Here is a 22,858-nt window from a genome sequence, read left to right as displayed (position 1 = left end):
GCTCAGTCGCCCAGGGACTTGCAGGGACGGGTCCGCAGATCCTTCACATAGTCGTCCGGCGCCCCGGCCTTCTCCGCCGCGTCCGCGATGATGCCGAGGTGGCGGGCCGACGGCAGGCCGCCCTCGTAGGAGTCGAGGACGTACGTCCAGGCCAGCACGTCGCCGTCGAGCGTCGCGATCCGGACCCGGACCTTGCGGTAGAAGCCCAGCTCCGTGCCGGTCCACTTGTCGAGCGAGGCTTCGTCCCACTCGGGCACGTCGTACAGGACGACGAAGACCTGGTTGTCGGAGTCCTCGACGATCGTGGCGAGTGCGCCCTCCCAGGCGACGTCCTCGCCGCCGAAGGTCAGCCGCCAGTCAGGAAGCCAACCGGTGCCGCGCATCGGGGAATGCGGGGCCCGCTCGGCCATCTGCTTGGAATCCATGTTGCTGCTGTAGGCCGCGTAGACAGGCACGGCACGAAGCCTAAACCACAAGGCGCGTCACCGGACGGTCATGACGCAGGACCCGCCATCTCCCGGTGAAATCAGGGACTTCCCGCGCAGTCGAACCCTTACGCATCCCCCTCATCCCTGACTAGCGGGATGATGCGGGAGAATAGGGCACGTGACAAGGATCGTGATCATCGGTGGCGGCCCCGGCGGCTACGAGGCGGCCCTGGTCGCCGCCCAACTCGGAGCACAGGTCACCGTCGTCGAGCAGGACGGGCCGGGAGGCGCGTGCGTGCTCACCGACTGCGTGCCCTCCAAGACGCTGATCGCCACCTCGGTCCGTAAACAGGCGCTGCTGGACGCGGCCTCGGTGGGCGTCCACTTCGACGGAGGGGCGGACGGCGACTGCGGCGGCGTCATGGTCGAGATGCCCCTGGTGAACAAGCGCGTCAAGGAGCTGGCGCAGGCGCAGTCCGCCGACATCGCCGCGCGGCTCGCGGCCGAGGGCGTCGAGATCATCCGCGCCAAGGGCCGGCTCGTGGACCCCCAGGTCGTCCGGGCCGGGAACCGGACGATCCGGGCCGACGTCGTCATCGTCGCGACCGGGGCGCACCCGAGGGTGCTGTCCGGCGCCGAGCCGGACGGCGAGCGCATCCTCACCTGGCGCCAGCTCTACGAGCTGCAGGAGCTGCCCGAGCACCTGATCGTGGTCGGTTCGGGTGTGACCGGCGCCGAGTTCGCCGGCGCCTACCGCTCGCTCGGCTCCGAGGTGACCCTGGTCTCCTCCCGCGACCGGATGATGCCGAACGAGGACGCCGACGCCGCCGAGGTGCTCGAAGAGGTCTACCGGCGCCGTGGCATGAACGTCATGGGCCGCTCCCGCGCCGCCTCGGTCAAGCGCACCGAGCACGGCGTGGTCGTCACGCTGGAGGACGGCAGGACCGCCGAAGGCAGCCACTGCCTGATGACCGTCGGCATGATCCCCAACACGGCCGGCATCGGCCTGGAGGAGGCCGGCGTCCGGCTTGACCGGAACGGCTTCATCGAGGTCGACAAGGTCTCCAGGACCTCCGCGCCCGGCGTCTACGCGGCGGGCGACTGCACCGGTGTCCTCATGCTCGCCTCCGTCGCCGCCATGCAGGGCCGGATCGCCGTCTGGCACGCCCTGGGCGAGGCCGTGCAGCCGATCCGCCTGGCCACCGTCGCGGCGAACATCTTCACCGACCCCGAGATCGCGGCCGTCGGCGTGTCGCAGCGGCAGATCGAGTCCGGCGAGATCGAGGCCAACGTCGTCAAGCTGCCGCTGGCCACCAACGCCAGGGCCAAGATGCAGGGCTTCAACGACGGCTTCGTCAAGCTCTTCTGCCGTCCCAACACGGGCATCGTGCTCGGCGGCGTGATCGTGGCCTCCCGCGCGTCCGAGCTCGTCCTCGCCCTGTCGGTCGCGGTGCAGCACCGGCTCACGGTCGACCAGCTCGCGCAGACGTTCGCCGTCTACCCCTCGCTGTCCGGGTCGATCACCGAGGCGGCCCGCCGCCTCATGTCACCGCTGACCACCGTGATCTGACAGCCGTGTCCTGACCCGGCGCAGCGACGCCCTCCCGTGCTCCACGGCCGATACGGCCCCCTGCAGCTCGCCGGAGGTGCGCGCGACCGTGAGCACGTGCCTGGCCGCCTCGTACGCGTCGAGCGCGGCCCGCCACTCCCGCTGGTCGCCGGGCTCCGTCGGCGTCCCGTCGTCGCGCCGCAGCTCCGCGTCCATCGTGTTGATCTCGGTGCCGAGCTGGGTGAGATCCTCCGCGAGCACCTGGCGCTCCAGATCGAAGGCGTCAGCGTCGCGCCTCCTGCGCCGGTGGGCGGCGGCCCAGAAGAACAGCGTGATCGTGAGCCCGATGCCGCTCAGGACGACCAGGAGGAGCCCCGTCACCGTCCGTACGGGATCCTCCGCGATCGCCCGGTCGGTGGCGTCCGGGCTCCGGTCGCCGCTCGGGGAGGGCGACGGCAGCGTGGTGGGGGCGACCGCCGGAGTGCCGCGCGAACCGGTGAGATTCACGTCCCGCGCCTGGACGAAGGACGCGCCCTCGACGTTCGCGCCGGTGAGGTCGGCGCCTTCCATCTCGGCCTGACCCAGCGCCGCCCCGCCGAGGTCGGCGGCGGCGAACACGGCGCTCTCCAGATGGGCCTGGGTGAGCTTGGTGGCGCGCATCGTCGCCCGGGTGAAGTCGGCGGTCCGCGCGGTCACCTGGCCGAGGATCGCCTTGCTGAGGTCGGCGCCGACGAAGGTGGTGCCGGTGAGGTTGGCCTGGGTCAGCTGCGCACGGGCCAGGACCGCGCCGGTGAGGTCCGCGCGGCTCAGGTCCGCCTGGCCCGCGTAGGCGTCCTTGAGGATCGCGCTGCGCAGCTGCGCCTGCTTGCCGTGAAACTGGCCGAGCTCGGCGCCGCTGAGATCGGCCCCGCGCAGGTCGACGCCCTCGGCGTGCGCCAGGGTCAGGTCGGCGTCCTTGAGCGAGGCGTCTCGCAGGATCACCCCGCGCAGGTCCCGGTTGGAGAGATCGGCGCCGTCGAGGGTGGCACCGGTCAGGTTCGCGCACTGCAGGTCGTTGGGGAGGTCCTCGGCGTCGGTGAAGTCCTCGCCGCGCATGTCCGGCCCGCTGCCGGGCCGGCAGCCCGCCGACAGCGCCGCGGCATCGGCCCCCGCGACCGCGGCGCTGAGCGGTACGGGGAGCGCGACGGCCATGATCACGAGCACGACGGACAACGCTCGAAAGCGACGCAACGAAAGCCTCCTCGCAAACCTCCGAAGAACGGTCCTAAGTCTCTCGCGGCGAAGGTAGGCCGCACGCCTGCCCCGGTCCGGGAGCGTCCCAAAGTGCCGGAAAAGCCGATGACCTCGCACCCGAGGGTGCGAGGTCACCTGCTGGAACCGGGCCCGCGCCGGCGGGCCCCCGCGATCAGGACCGATGGGCCGAGGCGATCAGCGGTGATCGGCGGCCGACCGGGACGCGGTCAGCCGGGCGATCGGCGGGCGATCGGCGTGACCGCCCGCCGCGGCACTCACCAGTCGCCGCCGCCGAAGTCGCCGCCGCCGAAGTCGCCACCGCCGCCCCAGTCGCCGCCTCCGAAGCCACCGCCGCCGAAGTCGCCACCGCCGCCCCAGTCGCCGCCTCCGGAGTCCGCGTTGCCCGCCGCGAGGCCGTCCGCGTAGCCGCTGCCGTAGCCACCGTGACCGAAGCCGCCGAACGCGCTGCCGAGCATGGTGCCGACCAGCATGCCGGTCAGCATGTCGCCGCCGCCGAAGCCGCCGTAGTAGCCGTACGCGTAGGGCTGGTAGGCGGGGCCGGCGTCCCAGTACGGACGGCGCTCGCCGTTCACCACGACCTCGCGCATCTGCGGGTCGAAGCCCCGCTCGACCGCCTCGGCGTCCGCCGCGCAGGCCGGGACGTCGCGCGGGGCGCCGCCGGGAGGAGCCCAGCGAACGTTGCGCGCGGACGGGCCGTGCTGCGGGTTGAAGAAGCACGGAGGCAGCCGCTCGGGGATGGGCTGGTTGTTCACGCGGGCCTTGACGCAGGCGAGGGCGTACCGCCCGTCCTCCAGCGACGCGGTCACCGTACGCAACTCGTCGGTGCGCTTGACGGCGGCCAGCTCGTTCTTGGCCCGCTCGTACGAGTCGAGGGCCCGCTGCCAGTCGCCCGAGGTCTCGGACTGCGGCAGCATCTTGACGTCGATGTCGAGCGCGGTGATCTCCTCACCGAACTTGGTGACGTCCTCCTCGACCGTCTGCTTGACGGCGGCGAGCTCGGCCGCCTCCTTTTCCTCGCGCTTGCGCTTGGCACGGCGAGAGAAGACCCACAAAGCGCCACCTCCGACGACGGCGATACCCAGGATGACCAGCAGACCGCTGCCGCCGCCACCGCCGCCGCTCACCGGCTTGGGGGCGAGCACGTCCTTGCCCCCACCGTTGACGGCCATGTTGATGCGGTTCACGAAGTCCTGCACACCGGCGGCCACGTTGTCGTTGGCGTCGGTGGCGGCCCGGGCGATCTGGCCGGCGCTCGCCGACCGGCGCGGGAGTGCGCTCGACCCCGCGTAGAGGGTCTTGCCGTCGAGGACCGCGACGGTCGCCTGCGGACGGCCCGCGTTCTTGAGCGCGAGGCCGAGCGAGGTGATGTAGGTGCCGGCCGCCTGGTTGGTCGTGATCGACCCGTCGGGCAGCGCGACCATGTAGATCTTGCTTTCTGAGTTCTTCAGCGCGTCGCGGATGTCGCCCTGCTCGCCGGAGGCCAGCGGGCTGCCGTCCTGCACGAACAGCGGATCCTTCTGGTCCTTCCAGTGCGCCAGCACCGTCGAGACGTCGGGGGGAGCCGCGACGGCGGATGAGGCGGATGCCGCCCCGCCGGCGAACAGCGTGAACAGGCCGACGAGGACCGCCGCAACGGCGGCCCCCACGCGGCCCAGCGGATGGGTGATGGTCACGGCGTAAGCCTCCTTCGCCCTTGAGGACGAACCGTGATGCGTAATTGTTCCTGCCCTGCGAAACCGTATCCGCTCGCGAAACCGATCCATGCCGGGTTCAATCATCCCCTCGTGACGCGGCGGTGGCGGTCAGTAACCCTGGTAGCCCGTCCCGGTCTTCACACCGACCACTCCCGGCACCGCGGAGACGGATCCGTATCGGGCGATGGCGTACCGGACGCCCGCGATGATGTTGTCCACCGGCTGGTAGATGTCCTTGTGCCCCGGAAGCGACCACGCGTTGAACGTGGGGTCGATCGTCTGCATCAGGCCCTTGGACGGCGTCCCCTTGGCGGCGTTGGAGTCCCGGGTGTTGACGATGCGCGGGTTCCCGCCGGACTCGTGCTGGATGATCATCCAGATGTCGTCGACGTTCATCTTCGACGCCGGGTATCCGCGTGCCTTGAGGATGGCCACGGCCTCCTCGATCCACGCCCTGACCTCGGCGGGCGCCGCGGGGCCTCCTCCGGGCGGCGGCGGGCCGCTCGGACCGTAGCCGCCGAAACCAGCGGAGCTGCCGGAACCGCTGTAGGAGGCGAGCGTGGTCCGCGTGCCGCTCCCGGTCTCCGGCGGGTAGCCCGGGGTGCGCTGCCAGCCGAGCCCGGCGTTCGCCGAAGCGGGGACGAACGCGTGGTCCCCCGGCGCCTTGATGGCCGAGAACTTCGCCATGCCGTGGTCGCGCAGGTCGCCGACCGCCGCCAACGCCGTGTCCATGGCCTCGTCGGCGCTCTCGACGTGCGGCCGCGCCGAGGTGAGCGCCTGCTCCACCAGCGCCCGCTTGTGATCCGCCGCGTTCTGCGCGCTCGCGTCCGGGTGGTCCTTCGCGTACATCCCCGCGTTGCGGACGACTCCGTCACAGAGCGCGGACACCTCGGTGTGGGACTTCTCCAGGGCGTCGGCCGCCTTGCGGAGGTTTCTGACGGCCCGGTCCAGCGCGTCGTGCAGCTCTTCGGCGGCCGGGCCGTACTTGCGCATGTGGGTGACGAAGGCGTCGGCGGAGGAGCCCTGCCAGGCGTCGTCGACGTTGTTCACAGCGGTGACGAGCGCGCCGCCCTGCTCGTCCAGCCGCCGCATCAGGCCGGACCAGCGGGTGGCGAGGCCGCGGATCAGCTCCGGCTTGCCGGTCACGTCGGCGAGGAGCCCGGCCAGTTCGCCACCGCCCGGCAGCTCGGCGAGCTGAGGCGCCGCCACCTCCTTCGGCTCGCTCACCAGGCCGCGCCCCGAGCCCGCGCGAGCGGAGCGAGCGCAAATAGACACGTGCTCATCGGATCTCCTGTCCGGGAGTGGAGGCCGGCGTCACGGCGACGCGTGGGCGTCAGGCCTGGGCCAGCCGCTCCCCGTCCTGCTCGGCCGCCTTGCTCGCTGCGCGGATGTTGTTCTCTACGGTCGCCAGGGCGTTCCTGTTGGCGTTGAGCAGGCCGGAGACCCGGCCGAGCTCGGTGGAGAGCGCCGTCTCGACCTCGTTGATCGCGGCGGCCAGACCGCCGGAGCTGCTCAGCCGGCCGAACGCCGAGGAGCCGACGCCGCCGCCCGATCCGGACGCTTCACCCGATCCGGACGCTCCGGTCGGGGCGGCGAAACTCTGCGCGACGTCGTACAGGGCGCTGCGGCACTCCTCCAGCGCTTTGAAGTGGAGATCGAGACCCTCCACGAGGCCGACTCCTTCCAGCGTCCGACAAAGCCGACGAATCGGAGCATAGTAAAAAGATCCTCACGCGAAACGCCGTGACCGGGCAGACGCTCATGAAACGTCCGGCGAGGCTGGGCCGCCATGCTGAGGGGGCCGAGGGACCGAGGGGAAGGAGAAGGGCGGATGAGGGAGCCGGATGGAATCGAGGTGTCCCACGCGGATCTGCGCGCCGCGGCCGAGGGGATCGTGAGCGTGGGGCAGAACATGGCGGTGGAGGTGGAGATCTTCGGCGCCGAGCCGGCCGGGAGGCCGGATCTCTGGGGCGACGGCGACCTGGGAAGTCTGATCGGCCCCATATACGCGCAGATCAGGAAGGAGGCGTTGGACGCGTACGCGGCGCTCGCCGACGGCATCAGAGAGGCGGGGACCGCTGTCGGGACGATGTCCGTCAACCACGCCGTCGCCGAGTCGGCCGCCGAGGAGGTCGCGGCCGCGGCCGTTCCCGACCAGGTCGTCTGATCAGGGCCGATAATCCGGGTTGGGGATGTAGTCCCCGAAAGTCTCGGTCGACGCGTCGTACGGCCGCGCCCCCTTGATGTACCGGCCCTCGATCCCGCCGGGGAACGCCACCTCCCGCTGGTGTCCGGTGCGCAGGGCGCTGCCCATGGTTTCCGCGATGTCGACCCCTCCCGGCGCGTCCACGTCGTACAGGTATCGGGTCGGGAAGATGTCCATCGGGTTGTCCAGCCGCGTCGTGCTGACGAACGCCGACTCCTCGAACCGTAGATGGGATTCCAGGTCCGTGTTGCGAGGGTTGCGTGGATGGAAGCCCGGCCCGAACACCTCGTCCGGGTGACGGTCGTCCGCACGCCGGAGGATGAGCCGGTCACTCCGCCACACGGGGGACGGGGTGATGGCCTTGACGTTCACGCTCCGGTCGGCGGCCGCACGGAGCGGGTCGGGCCGGGCCATGCGCAGGCGCAGCCCCATGGGAGTGATCTTTTCCAGGAGGGCGCGGGCGCGGGTCAGCAGGCCTTCGACGATGCGCTTGACCCCGCCGAGGATGGTTCGCAGGAGCCGCTGGATGGCGGCGCGGGTCGCGGCGGCGTGCAGGGGGATGGTCGCCAGGGAGGTGCCCAGGCTGGCGCTCGCGGTGGCGATGGCGCGGGCGACGCTTACGGCGAGGCGGGCCAGGGCCGCGATGATGCCGAATTTGAAGGCGGCGACGAGGGCGGCTCCGGCGAGGCAGGCGGCGCCGATGAGGCGGGTGGCGGTGACGGCGTCGTTGGTGTGGGTGCCGGGACCGTCGGCGGAGGTCCAGTGGTCGTGCATGGCGGTCACGGCCGGGCCGGCGTTCCGTCTGATCACGCGCAGGACATGCTCGTTGACGGCCTGAGAACCTGCCACGAGGGTGTCGGCGTGGCGGAGCCAGGCGTGCCCCGCCGCGGCGATCTCGTCCTCGTCCATGTCGGGCCAGGTGTAGCCGACGAGCCCTGCCGCCAGGACGAGGCCGGCCGGGAGCTGGATCCCCATCAGCTCGGCTCCGGGGGCTGCGGTGGCGGGAGGAAGGCCGTCTGCATGAGGCGGTTGCCGTACTTTCTGTCCACGTGGTAGCCGCGGCCGGGCGGGAGCGGGTGCGCGCGGACGTTGCCGAAGAGGAAGCCTTCGTCCCGGTTGCCGGACAGGACGACCGCCGGGCTGGCCATGTCCTTGATCCGCTGGATGAGCGGGTCGAACATGGCGCGGCCGAGGCCGCCCATCGACCGGGACATCACCAGGTGAAGGCCGATGTCGCGGGCCTGCGGCAGCAGCTCGGCCAGCGGCAGCAGGGGGTTGGACGAGGTGGCGACCAGCTCGTAGTTGTCCACCACGATGTAGAGGTCGGAGCCGCGCCACCAGTTGCGCGCCCGGAGCTGCTCGGGGGTGAGGTCGGCGGGGGGCAGCCGCTTGAGCAGCGCGTTCCGGGCGTCGTTGATCAGCTCGGCGGCGGCCGGCCCGGACGCGGCGTACCCGATGCGGTGGTCCGTCACGGCGGTGTCGAGCAGCGAGCGGCGGTAGTCGATCACGATCATCATGGCCTCCTGCGGGGTGCGCCGGGCCACCAGGCCCTCGGTCACCAGCCGCAGCAGGTTGGTCTTGCCGCTCTCGGTGTCGCCCACCACGACGAAGTGTGGGTCGGTGTCGAAGTCGATCATCACCGGCGAGAGCGTGTTCTCGTCGATGCCGATCGGGATCCGGGGACCGGTCTGCTCGATCGCGGGCAGCGTCTCGGCGGGCAGCAGGGACGGCAGCAGCCGTACGGCGGGGGCCGGCCGTCCCTTCCAGGCGTCCCGCACCGACTGGACGAGGGCGCGCAGGCCGTCGGGCAGGTCGTCGGCGCGCTGGACGCCGTCGATCCTCGGCAGCGCGGACAGGAAGTGCAGGCCGTCCCTGGTCAGGCCGCGCCCCGGCACACCCTCCGGCACGGCCAGCGACTTCTTGCGGTTGATCTCCGACTCGTATGCGTCGCCCAGCTTGAGCTCGATGCGGGTGCCGAACAGGTCCCTGATGCCGGGCCGGAACTCCGACCACTTGTTGGTGGCGGCGACGACGTGGATGCCGTACCCGAGGCCGCGCGCGGCCAGGTCGGTGATCACGGGTTCGAGCGAGTCGAAGTCCTGCCGGATGGTGAGCCAGCCGTCCACCACGAGGAAGACGTCTCCCCACCCGTCGCCCTGGAACTTGCCCTCGGCAAGCCGCCGGCGGTAGTCCGTGATCGAGTCGATCCCCTGCTCGGCGAACTCGCGTTCCCGCTGCTGCAGGAGCGTGGAGATCTCGGCCACGGTACGGCGCACCCGGTCGGCGTCGAGGCGGCTGGCCACGCCGCCGACGTGCGGCAGCCCATCAAGTGAGGCGAGCGCGCCGCCGCCGAAGTCCAGCAGGTAGAACTGGACCTCGCGCGGGGTGTGGGTGAGCGCCATGCCGGTGATCAGTGTGCGCAGGACGGTGCTCTTGCCGCTCTGCGTGCCACCCGCGATGCCCACGTGACCGGCCGCGCCGGACAGGTCCACCCAGAACGGGTCGCGGCGCTGCTCGAACGGCCGGTCGATGATGCCGATGATGGCGTGCAGCCCTCCGCGTCCCTGCCAGCCCGTCGTGGACAGTCCCAGTTCGGGGGTGACCGACAGCGGCGGGAGCAGATGGGACAGGCTGGGCGGGGCGCCGAGGGGCGGCAGCCAGATGGGATGGGCGGCCGGTCCCTTGTCCTTCATCCGGGTCACCACGACGTCGAGCAGGCTGCGCTGCTGCGGCGGCGCCTCGGGAGCGGCGGCCTCGGCCGGCTTTCCGGCCTCCGGCGTCTCCTTCGGCTTCTCGGGCTCGGGCGCGTACGCCGGGCCGTACTCGACGACGCGGGGCGTCGGGGCGCTGCCGTCCGCCGCGACCGGCTGCCCGGCGCTCGGCTCGTACGCGCCGGAGACGTAGGCCGCCTTGAACCGGGTCATCCCGGTGGTGTCGAACTTCAGGTAGCCGTTGCCGGGGGCGGGCGGCAGCTCGTAGGCGTCGGCCACCCCGAGCACGACCCGGCTCTCCATCGCGGAGAACGTGCGCAGCCCGATCCGGTACGACAGGTGGGTGTCCAGGCCGCGCAGCCGCCCCTCCTCCAGGCGCTGGGAGGCGAGCAGCAGGTGGACGCCGAGCGAGCGACCGAGCCGTCCGATCATGACGAACAGTTCGATGAACTCGGGCTTGGCGGTGAGCAGCTCGCTGAACTCGTCGAGGACGACGAAGAGCGTGGGCAGCGGCGCGAGGTCGGCCCCCTGCTCCCTGGCCCGCTCGTAGTCGCGCAGCGAGGCGTAGTTGCCCGCGGCGCGCAGCAGCTCCTGGCGGCGCACCATCTCGCCGTGCAGGGCGTCGTGCATGCGGTCGACGAGCGGCAGCTCGTCCTCCAGGTTGGTGATGACCGCGGAGACGTGGGAGAGGCTATCCAGGCCGAGGAACGTCGCGCCGCCCTTGAAGTCGACGAGGACGAAGTTGAGGATCTCCGACGAGTGGGTGATGGCCAGCCCGAGCACGAGCGTGCGCAGCAGCTCGCTCTTGCCCGATCCGGTGGCGCCGATCACCAGGCCGTGCGGACCCATGCCGCCCTGGGCGGACTCCTTGATGTCGAGCTCGACCACGCGGCCGTCGGCGCCGAGCCCGATGGGGACGCGCAGCCGGTTGCGTCCGGCCCGGGGCCGCCAGGTGAGGACGGGGTCGACGCGGGCGGCGTCGCCGACGCCGAGCAGGTCGGTGAGCGAGGTGTTCGTGGCGAGGACGTCCTGTGACTCCCTGCCCTTGGCCGTGGACGCGCGCAGTGGGGCGAGCTGCCGGGCCAGCCCCTCGGTCCTGAGGAAGTCGAGCCCGTCGGGGTCGCCGAGGCGGGTCTTGCTCTCCTTGCCCGCGTGATCCAGCTTGACCATGAAGAAGCCGTCGGGCTGGACGTCCAGCCGCAGCGTGCTCTGCTCCTCGACCACGCTCGCCGACCCGGACAGGTCGATCACCGTGACGCCCTGGATGCCGTCCGTCCCGAGCTGGGAGTCGAGCGGCACCCGCCCGCCGTCGAGGATCAGGACGTGGTACGGCAGGGCGTCGGCGGCCGCGCCCGGCCGGAACCGGGCGCGCTCCTTCAGATCGGCGCCCACGAGCCGGTCCAGCTCGGCGAGGTTCTCGGTCATCAGCCGCACCTGGCCGGCGGCGTCGGTCTCCTCCGGGTGCAGCGCGTGGGGCAGCCACTTGACCCACTCCCACTGGGGCATCCACTCGGGGCCCGCGCACACCATGATCCGCATGTCGTCCGGCGAGTGGAACACCGCCATCTGCGAGATCATCGCCCGGACGAGTTCCCGTACGGCGATGGGGTCGCCGGTCAGTTTGATCCGGGAGAAGGCGTGCAGGGCGACGGCCACCGGGAGCTTCGACACCGTGGAGTGCGCCCGGACGAACCGGCGCAGCGCGCCGGCCGACAGCGCGTCCAGGTCCTCGACCGGCTTGGAGTCCGGCGGGATGAGCTGGATCGCGAGTTTCTGCACGCCGGTCCCGAGGCGTACCGTGCCGAAGTCGTCGTCGCGGGGGCGTCGCTCCCACAGGCGCGGGCCCATGGCCAGCCACCACAGGGAGTCCGGGGCGGGGCCGCTCCATTCGAGGGCCTCGCGCTGCTGTTTCGCGGCCCGCCGGACCCGATTGCGCACCTGGGAGAGGTAGCGGAAGTAGTCCCGGCGCAGGCCGTTCATCCGGCTCTTGCGCTCGCCGGACTGGCGGCCCATCTGGCCGAGGCTCATCCCCACCATGGACACCGCGAACAGGCCGCTCGACACGTACATGATCGGGTTGCCGTTGCCGCCCGCGGTGAACATCAGCCCCATGGCCGCCGCCCCCGCCACCATCGGCAGGTAGGTGAGTACGCCGGTGAGTCCCTGCGGCTGGACCTCCGGTACTTCCGGCGGCGGCTCCAGCAGGACCTCGCCGCGCGGCGGCTTGGGGCTGGGGCGCCGCTCGGGTCGGCGCACGATGACAATGCTCACCCTCGACGCCCCCTCCTGATCGTGTGGATCTTTTTCTTACCAGATGCGGTTTACGTCCGAGTGGAGGAACGTAGGCGCGCTATGTTCGCGTTGTTCGCTGTTCCGCACGCGGAGGGAGTACGGCAGTGACGTCCTTGGCCGCCCATGAGCCGATGTCGCAGGGGGCTCTCGCCGCGGCGGGCGCCCGGCTGCCGGCGCTTTGCCACGTCACGATCGTCGGCCCGCACAAGAGAGCCGACCTCGCGCTGCCGTCGGACATCCCGCTGCCGCACGTCATGCCCGGCCTGCTGCGCGCGCTCGGCGAGATGGACGGAGAGCACGCCGCCGCGCCCGGATGGATCCTGCAGCGGCTCGGCGGCACCCCCTTCGACCTCGGGCAGAGCCTCGGCGTGCTCGGCGTCCTCGACGGTGAGGTGCTCTACCTCCGCCCGCGCGAGTTCGTGCTGCCCCCGGCGATGTTCGACGACGTCGCCGATGTGGTCGCCACCGGCGTCAAGGAGGGCAGGAACGCCTGGAGCGGCCGGCACACCCGGCTGCTCGGGACGGGCGCCTCCTGCGCCCTTCTCGTCGCCGGGGTTCCCGCGCTCGTGCTGTCCGGCACGGCACTGGGCGTGGTGGCCGTGGTCGCGGGCGTGCTCGCCCTCCTCCTGCTTCTCGCCGCCGCCTCCCTGTCCCGGGCGCTCGGCCACTCGGGCGCGGGCGCGGCGCTCGGCTACGCGGCCCTGCCGTACGGGTTCCTGGCCGGGCTGCTCGCCCCGGCGGGACCGGCCGGGCTCGCGGGTCTGGGCGCGCCGCACCTGCTCGCCGGGTTCGCCTGCGTCGCGTTCGTGGCCGCGGTCGGCGGGGCCGCGGTGGCCGACGGCGTGCCCGGGTTCCTCGGCACCGCGATCGCCTCGGTGACCGGGACGGTGTGCGCCGCGATCGTGATGGTGTTCGACGCGCCCGCGCCGGGGGTCGCCGCGGTGGCCGCGTCGCTCCTGCTGGCGTGCAGCCCGATCGTCCCGTCGCTGGCGTTCCGGCTGGCCCGGATGCCGCTGCCCTCGATGCCCACCACGGCCGAGGAGCTGCGCGCGGACAACGAGCGGGTGGACAGCGCGTCCATCCTTGAGCGGACCGGCCAGGCGCAGCGCTACGCCACCGGGATCGTCGCGGGGATCGGGCTGGCCGTGCTCGCCGCCCAGCCGCTGCTCGTGCTCGACGAGGGGTGGATCGCGCCGGTCATGTCGCTGGCGCTGTCGCTGTCCATGGTTCTCCGCACGCGGGTCTTCCACGGCGTCGCGCAGCGGCTCTGGCTGACGGTGCCCGCGCTGGCCGGGCTCGTCCTGCTCACGCTCACGCTGAGCACGCGGGTGGGCGGCGTCTGGTCCGTCGCGCTCGTGATCGGGCTCATGTGGGCGGCGGCGATCCCGGCCGGTCTCGGCCTGTGGCTGCCGACCGGGCGCCCGTCCCCGTTCTGGGGACGGGCCGGGGACATCGTCGACGTCATGCTGACCGCCGGCCTGTTCCCGCTCGCGCTGGGCGTGCTGGAGGTCTACGCCTGGATCCGCGGCCTGTCCGGCTGATCTCGTCCGGGCCGGTCCCACCGCCCGGCTTCATCGGCCGTACGGCTCCTACTGGCCGTACGGCAGGGGCACGTCGCGCTTGGGGGCGAGCCAGTCGAAGCCGGCGGTGGGCGACGGCGTCCCCGGGGGCCCGGGCTTCGTGAAGGTGGGGGCGCGGTTCACGTCGATCGTCGCCTGCTTGAAGTCGATGGCGACGTTGCCGGTGGGCTCCACGTGCTTCAACTGGATCTCCTTGCGCCACAGGTAGCCCATGAGGACCGCCACACCGCCGAGGTAGCCCGTCAGGGCCTTGCCCCAGGCGGCGAGGATCTTGTCCGCCGCCTGCATGAGCGCGCGGATGAAGAGCCGGGCCTGGGCTCCGGCCGGGGTGAGGGTCAGCACCGCCGCGGAGATCGCCGTGGCGAGAAGTGTGACCGAGAACGCGAACACCGCCCATCCGAAGTTGCGGAAGGTGGCCCCGACCTCGTCGATCAGGCCGGCGGTGTCGGTGAGCGTGCCCCGCAGCACCTCCAGCTCCGACTGGAAGGTCACGGCGGCGTCCTCGAACGCGAGGTGGTCCTCGGCGATCCAGTCCTCCTTCGACTCGGCCAGCATGAGCGCGATGAGCCGTTTGGGGCCCCCGTCCAGCTCGCGAGCGAGCGCCAGCCAGTTGTTGGCCGCGTGGATGATCGCCTCGTCGTCGACCAGGAGGCTCTCCACGAACGTCAGCGCGAGCAGGCCTCCCCCCGCGAGGAGCTGCGCCCGTCTCAGGTTCGAGAGCGCCTCGACCGCGGGAGCGCCCGCGTGCTTGCCCATGTTCGTTTCGCCTTTCCCGATGATGCCGCCGAGCCGGGAAGGCCCCGGCTCGGCGGTGTGAGGTTTCGCCGGCTCGCGTCCCTGGCGGCACGGGCCGGTGTGCGGACCGTCAGACGTACTTGACGGTGCTCGCGTCCTCGGCGTCGCGCCAGTTGGCGGCGGCGATGCCGAGCTGTTCCCTCCACTGCTGGGCCGTGTCGATGGCGTCGCTCAGATGGCCGCGCGCCCTGACGATCGCGGTCTCGTAGGTGGACAGGATGATCGCGCTGCCCGAGATGCCGAGGTCCCAGGGGCCGAGGACGGTCTCGTCCACCTGGCTCCTGCGCTTTTCGAACTGGGGGATGACGTCGTCGGCGAGCCGGTTCCGGAGCTTGTTGATGCCGTTCGAGGTGACGTACCGGTCCTGGTTGGGGTTCGGAGACATGTGATCTCCATATCACCATGATCGTTCCGGCGGCCACGGCGCCGGGGGCGTTCGTGCAGGTGGGAGGTGTTTGTTCATGTCGGGTTGGGGGCGCGGACACCGCGCGCTGGGGGTCGGTTCACCGTCCGATGATCAAGTTGGATGACGCGATCATGAGGGGGCAGGGATGTTCGACTTCGATCCCGCGACGGTGCGTACGGAGGAGATCGACCGGATCTCCCGGGAGGCGGAACGCACCCTCCGCGATCTGACCGAGGCCCTGGGACGGCTGGGCGAGGTGACCGGGGAGGGCGAGGCCGCCGGCGGCATGATCCGTGCCATCGTGGACGGCGAGGGCCGGATCAGGGACGTGCGGTTCGATCCCCGGGTGATGCGGCAGGGCAGCGAGGGTCTGGCCGAGGCGGTGGTCAGCGCCGTACGGGCGGCGCAGGAGGACGCCCAGCGCAGGACCGCCGAGGTGCTCGGCTCGGCGCTGGAGGACCCTCTGGGCGGAGCCTTTCCGGACGCGTCCGGCGGGCGCGCGGAGTCTTCCGGCGACGGGAGGGAGCCCGGCCGCCCGGCCGACCGGGCGCTGGACATCGACCGTGCGCGGCGGAGGCTGGAGGCGATCCAGGACTCCTTCCTCGACTCGATGGAGGGCCGGATGGCCCGCCTGGAGCGGTTCCGGAACGGCTCCGGCTGACCCCGTCAGCGGGAGGAGCGGGTTCGGCCTGGTCAGTGGTGGTTTCGCCTATTTCAGCGGATATCACATGACCGGAAAGGCCGGTGAAAGCGAGGGTCGATGAGGTACGTTGCCCTCTAAATGTGTCCATATGTGATTTCTGGCACGTGGACGGCTGCCGGCACCGGAGATGGGGGCGACGGATGACGGACTTCGGCGACTTCGCGAACATCGACATCGAGCAGCTCATGCGACGCGGCGATCAGCAGATCGAGCAGATGCAGCAGTTCGAGCGCGTCCTGTCGGACCTGGTCGGTCGGGCGCAGGACGAGGACCGCCTGGTCACCGTGGAATACGCCGGGGCCGGTCTGCGCGAGCTGGAGCTGCACCCCAAGGCGATGCGGCTCAGCTCGGGCGAGCTCGCCGAGAAGATCAAGGAGACGATCCGGGCGGCGGCCGAGGACATGCAGCGGCTGGTGGAGGAGGCGTCCGAGGAGGTCTTCGGCAAGGAGAACGACCCCATGAAGCTCCTCAAGGACCCCGACGCGGCGATGGACAGGGTCAGGGAGGCCGAGGGGCTCTACAACCGGACCTTCGACGACGTGATGGCCGAGCTCGGCCATATCCAGAAGCGGCTCGAAGGCGCGTAGTGACACGGATAGGTTGATCAAAGTTTACTTATCCGTAATATACATGCATGTTAGCTAGGTAGATCTTGAGGCATACGATGCGGTCTGGTGATATCCGTACGACGTGTCCTTGACGCCGGGAACGTCTGGGGCCAGACCGGCCACATGTCACGGAGGTGACGGAATGTCGCAGTTCTTTGGGGCGAGCCCCGCACAGATCACGAAAGCGTCCGGCCATGTCGTCGACACGGCCCAGTACATCGAGGGCCTTCGCTCGGGTGTCGAGACGACGGCGAACGGCCTGCTGGCCACGGGATGGATGGGCCCGGCGGCCGCCGTCTTCAAGCGGGCGATGATCACCTGGAACGACAGCATGAGGACGGTCCGAGAGGACCTCGAGTCGATCGCGGACAAGATGGGCGTCAACGCCATCGTCTACGACGCCGCGGACCAGGACGTCCAGGCCGGCGTGGGCCGTGTCGAGTCGCTGATCAACGTCGACATCAAGTGACCGAAAGCCAGTCAGGCAGGAACGGAGAGCGCAGTGTCCGCTGAACTCGACTTTACCAAGGTCAACTTCGGCCACATGGATCTGGCCCAGGAGGACTTCGTCAAGATCCTGGGTGACTTCGAGCGGGCCACGTCCGACCTGCTCGCCAAGCTCCAGCAGGACCTCTCCGGTCACTGGGAGGGCGACGACGGCGCGGAGGCGTTCTTCCGCGAGCACCAGCGGAAGTGGGACGCCGCCGCCACCAAGATGAGGAGCCAGCTGGACGAGATGCAGCGGGCCATCCAGATCGCCAACGAGAACTACAAGGCGGCGGAGATCAGGAACAAGAGCATGTGGGTGAACGGCTGACCCAGCGCTCGTACGGGTCTTCCCGGGCCGTCGCCGTTCTCGACGGCCGGGACGGCCCTTCCGTGCCCGATTCCGCGGATGGCTCGGTGACGGGCCTCGCAGGTCGTGAGTTGGGGTGACATGACGCAGAAGGACGCCATGGGCGGCGACGGCGGCGACACGCTCCCGCTCGACCCGAAATGGCCGGGCCTGGACGGTGACGTTCCGGTGCAATACAACGTCGCCACGATCAGGACGATCGCCGGAGAGCTGAAGGAGTACCTGGCCGGCGTCGACGCAGCGGCCTTCGACGAGGGCTATACGACCGGCTCGGTGAAGAGTGTCGAGCAGAGCGGCCTGGAGAAGATCGGGGCCGGACAGCTCGGTGAGTGGGCGGACGCGAAGGTGCTCGCCGACACGGCGGCCAAGGGCGGCAGGGCATTGCTGGAGGCCTACCAGCGGTGGGCCGAGGTCTACAAGACCGTGATGCTCGTGATGGAAGCCCAGGCCGACGAGTACGCCAAGACGAACCGCGCGAACGAGGGCAACGGGAGCGCCTGACAGGGGGGCCGCCGTGGACACCGATCGAAAGACTCTCAGCATCAAAACGGGGCAGCCCCCGACGGCCGCCCCGGTGACCGCTCCCACCGACACGGACCAGATCGCGGCGTGGTTGCGGAAAAGCTCGCCGACGCTGGTGAGCGACGCCGGATTCGCCTACACACACGCCGCCTCGAACATCGAACTGATGACGGACGCGATCCAGGCGCGCGCGCAGCGGCTCGCCGAGGCGTGGAAGGGGCCGGCCGCCGCCGACGTTCAGAAGGCGCTGCGGCTCCTCACCGCGGTGGGCGAGGAACTCGCCACGAAGATGCGGGGGATGAGCCAGGCGCTCAGGCTGTACGGCGAGGTCCATCTGCCCAAGGCGAAGACCGAGATCGAGCAGATCCAGGGAAATCTGCAGAAGGAACTGCCCGGGTGCTACCCCCAGCAGAACTCTTCTCTGGTCGGGCCGCCGCCTTCGGGGGCCACTTCGTTCCAGCAGAACACGAGCCCGTCGCTGACGGGCGCCACGGGACTCCAGGGCCCGACCCAGCCGGGGCTGTACTCGAACGGAGTCATCGGCGATCAGGGGGGCCTTCCCCCCAGCCTCCTGCGTTCCAATTACAACGGCATCAAGACCGAGGGCACCTACCTGGCGGCCAAGGCCTTCGCGGACAACCGCGCCAGGGGAGTGCTCAACGAGCTGAACACGAAGATCGTCGATGTCTACGCGGCTCACATACCCGCTGATGTGACGTACGAGCTGCCGAAGGTGTCGCCTCCGGACGGGGGTTCCCCACCACGGCGCCAGGTCACCTACGGAGACGGGTCGTCGGGCTCGGACGGGGGCGGCACGTCGAGAGTCCGTTCCGGCGGCACCGGCGGTGCGGACCACAGCGGTGGCTCGGGCGGTTCGGGGGGCTCGTCGCCGCGGGCGGGCTCCGGCTCGGGCGGCGGGGGATCCCACGGGACGGACGGCTCCGGCACGGGAGGCGGTCACACCGGCGGTTCCGGCGGTTCCGGCGGCTCGGGAAACCCGGGATCCCCGGAAGCGGGCGGTGGCACGACCGACCCGTCAGGTGGCGCGGGTGATCCCGGCGCCCCCGGGACCGGCTCCGACCCCGGATCGGCTCCCGGGACGGACACCGGTGCGGGCCCCGCGACGAACACGGGCGACGGCACCGCCCCCTCCGTCATCGGGCAGAACGACCTGGCGGGAAGCGACAGTCAGAGCACCGAGACGGCCGGTGTCCGGGACATGCCGATCACGAATCCGGTCATCGGCGACACGAACGGCCGGCTCATCTCGGTCGATCCGCGGGTGACCGGCGGCGTGGTGACCCAACCGGGAACGGTGGCTCCGGGCACCCCGTCGATCCTGGGCGGGCCGGGATCGGGTACACCGGTCGCCGGTGGGCCGGGGCTCGTGGCGCCCAGGGGCCCGGCGGGGTCGTCGATGCCGTTCATGCCGATGAGCGGAGCCGGAGCCGGCGCCGCCGGTGACCGGGAAAGTCAGGAGAGGACCACCTGGCTGAACGAGGATCGCGACGCCTGGGACTCCAGCCATCGCGTCATTCCGCCGGTGATCGGCTGATCCCTACCAGAGCAGGATGGTGCGCATGGCGCTCGAGTATGACCCGGACTGGCCCGGTCTGACGGACAAGAACGACGCGAGCGGGTCGGGTAGCCCGGAACTCAACCGTCCGGAGATCAAGCGGATCGCCGGCAACCTGCGCACGGCCCTGGACGCCCTGATCACGGAGACCCAGGCGCCGGCCCGGTTCGTGGCGCACGCCCCCGGGGACAACTCGCCGCTGCCGGGGCCCCCGGCCGGCGCGGGATCGCTGCCGGACCTGCGACGGGAGTGCGGGCTCGCCGCGGAGCGCTACGGCTCGTGGCGGGCGGCGCAGTCCTTCTACACAGCGGCGAATGTCGCGTTCAACCAGCTTGTCGGCGAGGGCGCCATCAAACACGACGGGGACAGCCGTTCCCCCGGAGGCGAGCACCTGCAGGCGGGGACCGGCGCGTACGCGGACCTGGTCACGCGGGCCGACGCCGCCGCCCAGGCGTTGCTGACGATGGTGGACAGCTATGACCGAGCGGAGCAGGCCAACGGGGCCGACGCTTCGCGCGAAGTCTGACGGAGCGCACGATGACGGACCCGAAGATCGTAAACATCGAACTGAAGAAGTTCACGATCGCTCCCACCAAGGACGTCGATCTCGCCACCGGCTTCTGGGCGACCCTGTTCCACTCCAACATCGACACGATCAAGGATTGGGTGGACAACAGCGACCCGAACTCGGTGCGCCGGGCCGGGCAGTACTACTCCGCCGCCCAGGGGCTGCTCGACAGCTTCGCCACGGACGTGAAAAGCGCCGCCACCGGGCTGGCCGAGCACTACAAGGGCCCGGAGGCGGTCGAGGTGCAGAAGCAGCTCCGGAGTCTGCACGCGAGCGTGCGCGAGCTCGCCGGGAAGCTGGGGAAGACCGGACGGTCGCTCCAGGACTACGCCGACACTCTCGTGTACGCGCAGCAGAACGTGGTCGAGAAGGTCGGCGAGGACTCGCGTTCCGATCACGACATCGACTGGGCCGACGTGTGGTGGGGCCGGTCTCGTACGGAAAAGCGCGCCGCCGACCATCTGAAGCGGGTCAACGAGCGGATCGTCGAGAATTACGCGACGCTGCCGTCCGAAGTCCAGCAGGCGCTGCCCGACCCCCACGACATCGAGCTGCCGGACCTCTCGAAGGTCCAGTACGACCCGGAGAAGGTCAACCTGAGGCTGCCCTCGGGCCCGGGCGGCCCCCTGCCCGGCTTCGACGGGGCTCCGAACGTCAGCGGTTCGGTTCCGGACGTCAATGGATCGGTTCCGGACGTCGACGGTCTCGGAGGGCCCGGCTCGATCCCGGGCGACCTCGGGATCACCGGTCCCGGCGCCGATGGGGTCACGCCGTCCGTCCTCGGCCCGTCCACCGGCGGTCTCGGGGGAGGAGACGGGACCGGGGTGACACCCGGCGGCCCCTCCGGAGGGGGAACCGGCCCGGGATCGAGCACGGGATCGGGCTCCGGCACCGCCGATCTGGCCGGGTACAGCGGCCCGGGGACGCTCACCCCGTCGGCGACCACGCTCAGCGGTCCCTCCTCCGGCGGCTCGTCCGGCTCCGGCGCCTTCGGAGGGGGCTCCGCCGGGATCGTGCCGGGGCTCGGCGGCGTGGCCGGCGGCTCGTCCGGAGGCGGGGCGGCGTCTCGCGGTACGGGTCTTCGCGGCGCGGGAGCGGCGGGCGCGAACGGCATGATGGGGGCCGGCGCGCACGGCGGCGGACAGGGCCGTGAGGGGCAGGCGGACCGGGAGAACTCCACCTGGCTCATGGAAGACGACGAGGTCTGGGGCGAGGGCGGCAGCAGCATTCCCCCGGTGCTCGGGTAGCGGACAGCGGAAGGCGCGTACACATGACTGACTCCTCGTCCGGTTCGGGCATCCCGAGCGCCGCCGACCTGATGGGCGGCTCGTCGCTGATGGGCCACCAAGAGCTCCAGTTCCCGGAGAAGGGGGAGGTGGCGAGTCTCGGCAGCAAACTCGCGGAACGCGCCCCCGCCCTCGGGAAGATCTCGCAGGCGACCGGTTCGATCGAGATCGGGTTCCCCGGGTTCGGCGCCGTCGGCATCGGCCTGGCCAGCGCGCACGACTCCGCGCGCAAGGCCGCGGCGAGCGCCCTCGAGGAAGCCCAGAAGGCGCTGGCGTCCTGGGAGAAGGCGCTCAAGGACATGGACGATAACTACGACCGCACCAACCCCGACGACAAGAAAAAGGGCTCGGACACGCCGGATCCGAAGGTCCCCGGCACGCCGAAGATCCCCGGCACGCCGGATCCGAAGATGCCCGACGTTCCGAATCCGGATGACCTGGGCAAGGGGCCCAAGGTTCCGAATCCGGATGACCTGGGCAAGGGGCCCGACGTTCCGAATCCGGATGACCTGGGCAAGGGGCCCAAGGCTCCGAATCCGGATGACCTGGGCAAGGGGCCCAAGGCTCCGAACCCGGACGACCTGGGCAAGGGGCCCAATGTTCCGAACCCGGACGACCTGGGCAAGGGGCCGGGAACCGATCTCCCGTCCCACGACACGACCGGGATCACCACCCCCTCGATCGGCGATCCGAGCACCAACCTCGCGGGACTCGACCCGAACAGGGTCACGATTCCCGGGGGGCAGAACCCCGGGGGGCAGTACCCCGGGGGCTCCGGGTGGCCGGGATCCGGGCCGGGCGGTACGACCACCGGCGGACCCGGCTACTCCGGAACGGCGCCGGGGGCGGGGCTGGGCCGGACGGCCGCCGACGCCGCGCGCGCGGCGGGAGCGGGCGGCACGGGGATGCCGTACATGCCCCCGATGGGTGGGGGCGGCGGCGGTGGGGCGCAGGAGCGCGAGAGGGAGAAGTCGGCCTTCCTCACCGGTGACGAGGGTGACTGGGGCGCGGACGACGACGTGGCCCCTGCGGTGATCGGTCAGATCGACTGAGCGCCGTCCGGCGACACCAGAAGGAATAGAGGAAGCGGCTCGTGGCTTACGAGAGCGACAAGATGTTGATCATGAACGCGGTGGCGGCGGCCGGCGGTTCCGCGATGCTTCTGTGGGAGTACCCGGTCGCGAGGACCATCGTTCTCATGATGTCGTCGTTCGTCTCCGATCCGGAGGCCATGGCCGCGGCCGCGGCCGACTGGCGCGTCGACCTCGACTCCCTCAAGGACCACATCGTCCAGATGAGGGACTCGTTCAAGGACAAGTGGAAGGGGCCGGCGTTCTCGACCTTCAGCGCCGTCGCGGACACCTTCGTGGAAGGAGTCGATCAGCTCAAGCGCAACCACGAAGGGGCGGGTGACTCCCTCGACCAGACCGCGAGGATGTACCACGTCGCCGTCATCGTCTGCCTCAGTGTGGCCGGCCTACTGGCCGCCTTTGCCGTGCTGCAGTACATATGCATCGCCTACCCCCCTGCCAAGGTCGCGGTCCGGGCCGCGACGGGTTCCGCGCTGACCACCCTCGCGGGGGCGATGAGGAAGCTCCTGCAGAAGCAGGCCAGGGCCGTTTTCATGATCGCCGGAGTCATCGGCCTGGTGAACTGGCAGAGCTCGAGTACGGGCGCCCTGTTCCCCAACACGACGGCGCTCCCGCAGCAGCCGGCCGACTACTCCGGCGCGTACCTGAAGTACAACGACGAGGCCGGGCTCCAGCAGGACCTGAAGGTCCCGCAGATCCCGGGGATGGCGGGGGCCTAGGGAAGCCGGAAGCC

At 70.9% G+C, this 22,858-nt stretch carries 22 protein-coding genes; 13 read left to right on the top strand and 9 right to left on the bottom strand.

All coding sequences use genetic code 11. The features are described 5' to 3' along the window. Positions 1-2: 2 nt before the first annotated feature. Positions 3-455 carry a gamma-glutamylcyclotransferase family protein gene (locus AWQ71_RS09080; RefSeq protein ID WP_067129688.1) on the bottom strand — a complete coding sequence of 151 codons (453 nt, stop codon included), beginning with the start codon at positions 453-455 and terminating at the stop codon, positions 3-5. A 151-nt stretch (positions 456-606) separates the two neighbouring features. Between AWQ71_RS09080 and AWQ71_RS09075 the strand changes: the two genes are divergently transcribed. Then, positions 607-1,998 (top strand): NAD(P)H-quinone dehydrogenase, encoded by a 1,392-nt coding sequence (locus tag AWQ71_RS09075; RefSeq protein ID WP_067129685.1) that lies wholly within the window; start codon positions 607-609, stop codon positions 1,996-1,998. Here AWQ71_RS09075 and AWQ71_RS09070 read toward each other — a convergent pair. The 4 genes from AWQ71_RS09070 to AWQ71_RS09055 form a co-directional block, all read right to left on the bottom strand. Beyond that, a complete protein-coding gene (locus AWQ71_RS09070) occupies positions 1,975-3,207 on the bottom strand; it encodes a pentapeptide repeat-containing protein (protein WP_157570255.1) in 1,233 nt (410 codons plus the stop codon). The two genes, AWQ71_RS09075 and AWQ71_RS09070, sit on opposite strands and share 24 nt — an antisense overlap. A 278-nt stretch (positions 3,208-3,485) precedes the next feature. Further along, a complete protein-coding gene (locus AWQ71_RS09065) occupies positions 3,486-4,904 on the bottom strand; it encodes a hypothetical protein (RefSeq protein WP_067129681.1) in 1,419 nt (472 codons plus the stop codon). A gap of 129 nt (positions 4,905-5,033) precedes the next feature. Beyond that, positions 5,034-6,152 (bottom strand): transglycosylase SLT domain-containing protein, encoded by a 1,119-nt coding sequence (locus AWQ71_RS09060; RefSeq protein WP_157570254.1) that lies wholly within the window; start codon positions 6,150-6,152, stop codon positions 5,034-5,036. 106 nt (positions 6,153-6,258) lie between these two features. Further along, entirely contained in the window at positions 6,259-6,594 is a 336-nt protein-coding gene (locus AWQ71_RS09055; protein ID WP_067129675.1) for a hypothetical protein, read from the bottom strand. A 162-nt stretch (positions 6,595-6,756) separates the two neighbouring features. Here AWQ71_RS09055 and AWQ71_RS09050 point away from each other — a divergent pair, with 162 nt between their 5' ends. Further along, a complete protein-coding gene (locus AWQ71_RS09050) occupies positions 6,757-7,092 on the top strand; it encodes a hypothetical protein (RefSeq protein ID WP_067129671.1) in 336 nt (111 codons plus the stop codon). Here the strand turns inward: AWQ71_RS09050 and AWQ71_RS09045 are convergent, their stop codons facing one another. Together AWQ71_RS09045 and eccCa are read right to left on the bottom strand one after the other, a co-directional pair. Continuing rightward, on the bottom strand, positions 7,093-8,106 hold the full coding sequence (locus AWQ71_RS09045) for a scabin-related ADP-ribosyltransferase (protein WP_067129668.1): 1,014 nt from the start codon (positions 8,104-8,106) through the stop codon (positions 7,093-7,095). It abuts the gene before it with no gap. After that, a complete protein-coding gene (gene eccCa / locus AWQ71_RS09040; RefSeq protein WP_067129666.1) occupies positions 8,106-12,113 on the bottom strand; it encodes a type VII secretion protein EccCa in 4,008 nt (1,335 codons plus the stop codon). The genes AWQ71_RS09045 and eccCa overlap by 1 nt, the downstream gene beginning before the upstream one ends. Positions 12,114-12,238: 125 nt before the next feature. Between eccCa and eccD the strand changes: the two genes are divergently transcribed. Beyond that, positions 12,239-13,675: a type VII secretion integral membrane protein EccD gene (gene eccD / locus AWQ71_RS09035; protein ID WP_084258718.1), complete on the top strand. Its 1,437-nt coding sequence runs from the start codon at positions 12,239-12,241 to the stop codon at positions 13,673-13,675. Positions 13,676-13,723: 48 nt separating this feature from the next. Here the strand turns inward: eccD and AWQ71_RS09030 are convergent, their stop codons facing one another. Then, positions 13,724-14,470: a hypothetical protein gene (locus AWQ71_RS09030; RefSeq protein WP_067129652.1), complete on the bottom strand. Its 747-nt coding sequence runs from the start codon at positions 14,468-14,470 to the stop codon at positions 13,724-13,726. Positions 14,471-14,579: 109 nt separating this feature from the next. Then, positions 14,580-14,894 (bottom strand): hypothetical protein, encoded by a 315-nt coding sequence (locus tag AWQ71_RS09025; RefSeq protein WP_067129639.1) that lies wholly within the window; start codon positions 14,892-14,894, stop codon positions 14,580-14,582. Positions 14,895-15,060: 166 nt separating this feature from the next. Here AWQ71_RS09025 and AWQ71_RS09020 point away from each other — a divergent pair, with 166 nt between their 5' ends. From AWQ71_RS09020 to AWQ71_RS08975, 10 genes are all read left to right on the top strand, one after another. Continuing rightward, positions 15,061-15,576, top strand: a complete 516-nt coding sequence (locus AWQ71_RS09020) for a YbaB/EbfC family nucleoid-associated protein (RefSeq protein ID WP_067129636.1) — start codon at positions 15,061-15,063, stop codon at positions 15,574-15,576. 182 nt (positions 15,577-15,758) lie between these two features. Continuing rightward, positions 15,759-16,205, top strand: coding sequence for a YbaB/EbfC family nucleoid-associated protein (locus AWQ71_RS09015; RefSeq protein ID WP_067129633.1), 447 nt, complete (start codon positions 15,759-15,761; stop codon positions 16,203-16,205). Positions 16,206-16,368: 163 nt separating this feature from the next. Continuing rightward, positions 16,369-16,695 (top strand): WXG100 family type VII secretion target, encoded by a 327-nt coding sequence (locus tag AWQ71_RS09010; RefSeq protein WP_067129630.1) that lies wholly within the window; start codon positions 16,369-16,371, stop codon positions 16,693-16,695. Between the two features lie 33 nt (positions 16,696-16,728). Next, positions 16,729-17,043, top strand: coding sequence for a WXG100 family type VII secretion target (locus AWQ71_RS09005; protein WP_067129627.1), 315 nt, complete (start codon positions 16,729-16,731; stop codon positions 17,041-17,043). A gap of 120 nt (positions 17,044-17,163) precedes the next feature. Next, positions 17,164-17,583, top strand: coding sequence for a hypothetical protein (locus AWQ71_RS09000; RefSeq protein WP_067129624.1), 420 nt, complete (start codon positions 17,164-17,166; stop codon positions 17,581-17,583). A 13-nt stretch (positions 17,584-17,596) separates the two neighbouring features. After that, positions 17,597-19,159 (top strand): WXG100 family type VII secretion target, encoded by a 1,563-nt coding sequence (locus tag AWQ71_RS08995; protein WP_067129621.1) that lies wholly within the window; start codon positions 17,597-17,599, stop codon positions 19,157-19,159. A gap of 25 nt (positions 19,160-19,184) precedes the next feature. Then, on the top strand, positions 19,185-19,706 hold the full coding sequence (locus AWQ71_RS08990) for a hypothetical protein (protein ID WP_067129618.1): 522 nt from the start codon (positions 19,185-19,187) through the stop codon (positions 19,704-19,706). Positions 19,707-19,717: 11 nt separating this feature from the next. Next, a complete protein-coding gene (locus AWQ71_RS08985; protein ID WP_067129615.1) occupies positions 19,718-20,995 on the top strand; it encodes a hypothetical protein in 1,278 nt (425 codons plus the stop codon). Between the two features lie 23 nt (positions 20,996-21,018). Continuing rightward, on the top strand, positions 21,019-22,086 hold the full coding sequence (locus tag AWQ71_RS41465) for a hypothetical protein (protein WP_067129611.1): 1,068 nt from the start codon (positions 21,019-21,021) through the stop codon (positions 22,084-22,086). A gap of 41 nt (positions 22,087-22,127) precedes the next feature. After that, a complete protein-coding gene (locus AWQ71_RS08975) occupies positions 22,128-22,844 on the top strand; it encodes a WXG100 family type VII secretion target (protein WP_067129609.1) in 717 nt (238 codons plus the stop codon). Positions 22,845-22,858: the final 14 nt, after the last annotated feature.

The organism is Microtetraspora malaysiensis (assembly GCF_001528665.1).
GTDB lineage: Bacteria > Actinomycetota > Actinomycetes > Streptosporangiales > Streptosporangiaceae > Microtetraspora_A > Microtetraspora_A malaysiensis.
The sequence above is the reverse complement of the archived record's forward strand: the minus strand, read 5'-3'. Positions and strand labels throughout refer to the sequence as shown.